Raw genomic sequence first — 4110 nt, 5'->3', positions numbered from 1 at the left:
AGCTTGCGGTGCTTCTTCTTGGACATGCGCTTGCGCCGCTTCTTGATGACTGAACCCATGAACTCCGCTACCTAAGTACGAAAACGCCCCTGCCGGGCGTGCCTGTGTCGGGGTCAAACCTTACCCAAGGAGGGCGGACAACTGTTAGCCGGCCATCCCGAACTGCCGCGTTCTCTCGCGCCGCGGGCGGGCGCGCACGGTCACCCGGCGTCGAAGTACGACGTCTCCAGCAGGTCGTGGACGGCTTTGGCGTGGACCCGGAACGAGCGGCCCACCCGGACGGCGGGCAATTCCCCGTTGTGGACCAGGCGGTAGACCGTCATCTTGCTGACGCGCATGAGGGCGGCGACTTCCGCGACGGTCAGGAACTGAGTTCTGGCGACCGGTTGGCCGTCCGCACCGGCATCGCGCGCCGGTTTTCCGCCCGCGGAGTCCCGGCCGTTCATAGACGTCATCGCTACCCAATCCGTCGGGCACGGACAGTTCCAGCGGCTTCCCCACCGCTGGCACCGATCCGCGCGTTACGAGGAGAATAGCGTGGCCAATGGGGTTACTGCGACGGGTGTTTGGTAATCCGTCAGAGAATTCTCAAACTACTCGGTTGTAATTCCCAGCTGCTCAGAGCGGGTTTTCGCGGCGGCAACCGCGGCGGCAACCGCCGCACGAAGGCCGCCCCGCTCCAGTTCGCGCAGGCCAGCAGCCGTGGTGCCACCCGGTGAGGTGACCAGGGCGCGGAGTTCGGTGGCCGTGGTGTCCGGCCGGCCGGGGTTGTCGGAGCGCGCGGCTTCGAGGCGCTCGAGCAGCATCGCCGCGGCGCCGGACATGGTCCGGGCCGCCAAATCGGTGGACACGGCCCGGCTCAGGCCGCCGGCCACCCCGGCGTCCACCAGTGCTTCCAGGAACAGGAAGAAGTAGGCCGGGCCCGAACCCGAAACCGCCGTCACGGCGTCGATCTGGCTCTCCGGGACGGTCAACACGGCACCGACGCTCTCGAACAGTCGCGCGGCCTCGGCGAGTTGGTCGCGGGTGGCGAACCGGCCGGGCGCCAGCGCGGTGACGCCGGCACCAACCAGCGCCGGGGCGTTGGGCATCACCCGGATCACCGGGAAACCGGCGGGCAGCCGCGACTCGTAAAACCCGGTCGTCACCCCGGCGACGACACTCACCAGCACCTGCTCGACGCTGTTCCCCGCGGCCCTGGTCGCGATGCCGGCGATCTCGGTGGTGGTCGCCTCGACGTCGCCGGGCTTGACCGCCAGGATCACGAACCCCGCGTCCTCAACCGCGTCCGCCAACCCGGTCACCCGCACCGAATAGGTGCTGGACAGGTGCTCGACGCGAGCGGCCGACTTCTCCCCGACGACCAGCTCGCGGGCCGGCCGACCCGATTTGATGAGTCCGGCCAGCAGGGCCTCGCCCATGTTGCCGCCGCCGATGATCGCGATCCTGGACATAGTCGGAAACCCTACAGACCGGGGACCAGCGCAAGCTGGCGAGTTTGCACCACGATGCGGCCCGTGCTGTCGACCACGGTGTGGTCCTCGTCGAACCAGTCCCGGCCGATCTCGGTGGTGGTGCACAGCACCCGAAGCCACCCTTCGGCGGGGATCCCGCGCAGGTAGGCGGTCAACTGCACGGTCGGCGCCCACCCCCGCCGGCCGACCGCGTAGGGCACCGGCAGCGAGATGTCACCGCACATCAGGGCGAACAACTCGTCGACCGGTCCCACCTTGGGGCGCACCCATATCCGGAACCGCGGGGGCGAACCGTCGGATACCGACTCGAACGGCAGTGCACGGATGTCACAGCCCCGGGCGAGGTTGTTGACCTCAGCCCCCGGGTGGCCCGGACCGATGGGCAGGACATCGGCGGGCGGGTCCGGATCCATCAGGTCGGTCACCGGGTTGTCGCTGAACAACGGCGCCGAATCATCCTCGGGCCGCCCCATGGTGACCACGGCATGGACGCCGGATCTGTCCCCGGTGACGAGTTCAACGTCGACCAGTCCGATCCGACGCCCGCGCTTGCGCACCGTGGCGATGAGACGGACCGGACCGGGGTCCGGAGCGGACAGGTAGCTGGCCGACACGGCGATCGGACGCGCCTCGTCGCCGTAGGCCCGGCCAGCGGCGTTGGCACACAGGGCGATCATCACACCGCCGTGCGGCTTGGGTCCGATTGTCCAGTGCGCGTTGAGGTTTGCGTCGTAGCACCCCGGCGCGTCGGGGACCGCCTGCAGTGCCATCACGTCGGAGAACGACGGAATTTCCGGGGCGGTCGTCTCGGGGTTCATCGCCTCAGCCTTCTAACGCAGCAGATGGGCGCGGGCGAACTCCAACGACTCGGTGAGCAGTCCGTCACGCTCGGCCTTGGACCGCGCGTCCGAGGTGGTGACCTCCAGCACCACGTGACCGGCGAAGTCGCTGCCGGCCAGCATCTGGCAAACCTCATGGGTGGGCTGGGTACCCCGGCCCGGCACCAGATGTTCGTCGGTGGAGGCGCCGTTTCCGTCGCAAAGATGCAGATGCACCAGTCCGTCGCCCATCCGTCGGGCCATGTCCAACGCATCGGTGCCGGCCGTCGCGGTATGCGAGAGATCGAGGGTGTAGTGGGCGTGGTTGCCATCCAGGGGGTCGTACGACGGCGCGAACGCCGACACACCCGCGCCCGGCCGGCCGCCCCGCCGGCGCATCCGTTCGATGGACGACTGGCCGGAGCCGAAGAACCTGTCGGCGCGGAACGGGAACATGTTCTCCACGGCGACCATGACGTCGCTGCGCTCCTCCAACCAGGCCACCTGATCACTGAAGCCGTCGGCGTAGCGGCGCTGCCAGCGGAACGGCGGGTGCACCACAACCGTCTGGGCGCCCAACCGCTCGGCGGCTTGCACGCTGCGGTTGAGTTTGAGCACCGGATCGGATCCCCACACACGCTGAGAGATCAGCAGACACGGGGCGTGGACGGACAGCACCGGCATGCCGTAGCGGCGGGACAACTGCGAGATCTGACCGATGTCCTGGCTGACCGGCTCGGCCCACACCATCAGTTCGACGCCGTCGTAGCCCAGTTCGGCGGCAGCCTCGAAGGCGGCTTCGGTCCTGAGTGGGTAGACCGAGGCCGTCGAAAGGCCGACCTTGATTGACGGGCGCACCGGGGTCAGGTGGACTGCAAGGCCAGCGGACCCAACGTCACCAGCAGCCCGACGGCCACCGCGGTCAGGGTGCTGACGATGTCCTCGGTCTTGCGCACGATCCGGACCGCGGCTGCCAGGGACAGGACAACCAGAACCGAAAGGATAAGTGCCACAAGGCGATTCCAACGCCACAGCTGGTCGAATCCGATGAAGAGAGCGGCCCCCAAGACGACAGCCGCCAGCGACTGCACCACCGCCAGCACAGCGTTCCACACGGCGCCGGGCGGGCCGGAGTCCAACATGTCGCGCTCTGCCGCGGCATCAGCTGGTCCGGCCGACCGGAGCGCGAGGTCCTCGGCCGCGGTCTCACCGGAGAACAACGCCTCACCGGAGAACAGCGTGTCCTGCGGGGCGCGCAGGTAGGAGCGCAGATGCTCGACATCCTCGACGTGCTCATGGAGGAGATCATCGAGATTGGCCGATTCGTCGACCGGGTCGAACGACATCTGCTCGGCCCCCGAGGACCGGCGCAGCGGGCGCGGGTCGTATCCGAGTTGGGGGCCGTCGCTGCGGCGGGGCAACGGATCGCTCGCCAGCGGCGGTGACAGGACGAACTCCCCAGCGCCGTCCTCCTCCGGGACCGACTCAACGGTGTACTCGGGAACCGCGGCGGAGGCGTGAACCACCACGGTCTCCGATGACTCGATGACGGGTTGTTCGGTGGCGGCTTCGGCGTGGGGGACTTCCGCGTAGACATAGACCGTGTCGTCCGCGGGCACGTCCTCGTAGACCGTCCCCTCGTAGGCGGTCTCCACGTACACCGTCTCCGCATAGACCGTCTCGCCCGTGGTGGTCACGTCCTCGTAGACCGTGTCCTCGTAGACCGTGTCCTCGTAGACCGTGTCCGCATAGACCGTCTCCGCATAGACCGTCTCGCCCGCGGTCACGTCCTCGTAGACCGTGTCCGCATAGACCGT

Annotated in this window: 6 protein-coding genes; all 6 read right to left on the bottom strand. The window is 68.2% G+C overall.

Features of this window, described 5'->3' with window-relative positions:
• Positions 1–59, bottom strand: a 59-nt coding sequence (locus tag ADBZ5U_RS01500) for a 30S ribosomal protein bS22 (protein ID WP_282785799.1), incomplete at its 3' end; no start/stop codon positions are given.
• A 141-nt stretch (positions 60–200) separates the two neighbouring features.
• The gene (locus ADBZ5U_RS01495; protein WP_526261636.1) at positions 201–455 is read right to left on the bottom strand and encodes a cell division/environmental response transcriptional regulator; all 255 of its coding nucleotides are present in this window, start codon (positions 453–455) and stop codon (positions 201–203) included.
• 138 nt (positions 456–593) lie between these two features.
• Complete coding sequence (proC, locus tag ADBZ5U_RS01490; protein WP_526261634.1) at positions 594–1454, bottom strand: pyrroline-5-carboxylate reductase; 861 nt, start codon at positions 1452–1454, stop codon at positions 594–596.
• 11 nt (positions 1455–1465) lie between these two features.
• A complete protein-coding gene (locus ADBZ5U_RS01485) occupies positions 1466–2293 on the bottom strand; it encodes an acyl-CoA thioesterase (RefSeq protein WP_526261632.1) in 828 nt (275 codons plus the stop codon).
• A 12-nt stretch (positions 2294–2305) separates the two neighbouring features.
• On the bottom strand, positions 2306–3151 hold the full coding sequence (locus ADBZ5U_RS01480; protein ID WP_526261630.1) for a sugar phosphate isomerase/epimerase family protein: 846 nt from the start codon (positions 3149–3151) through the stop codon (positions 2306–2308).
• Positions 3152–3156: 5 nt separating this feature from the next.
• Entirely contained in the window at positions 3157–4080 is a 924-nt protein-coding gene (locus ADBZ5U_RS01475; RefSeq protein WP_526261642.1) for an Rv0497 family membrane protein, read from the bottom strand.
• Between the last annotated feature and the right edge of the window lie 30 nt (positions 4081–4110).

It is taken from the genome of Mycobacterium sp. (genome assembly GCF_040398885.1).
In the GTDB taxonomy this organism is placed as follows: Bacteria; Actinomycetota; Actinomycetes; order Mycobacteriales; family Mycobacteriaceae; genus Mycobacterium.
Note: the sequence above shows the minus strand (reverse complement) of the source record. Positions and strands in the feature narration are given on the sequence as shown.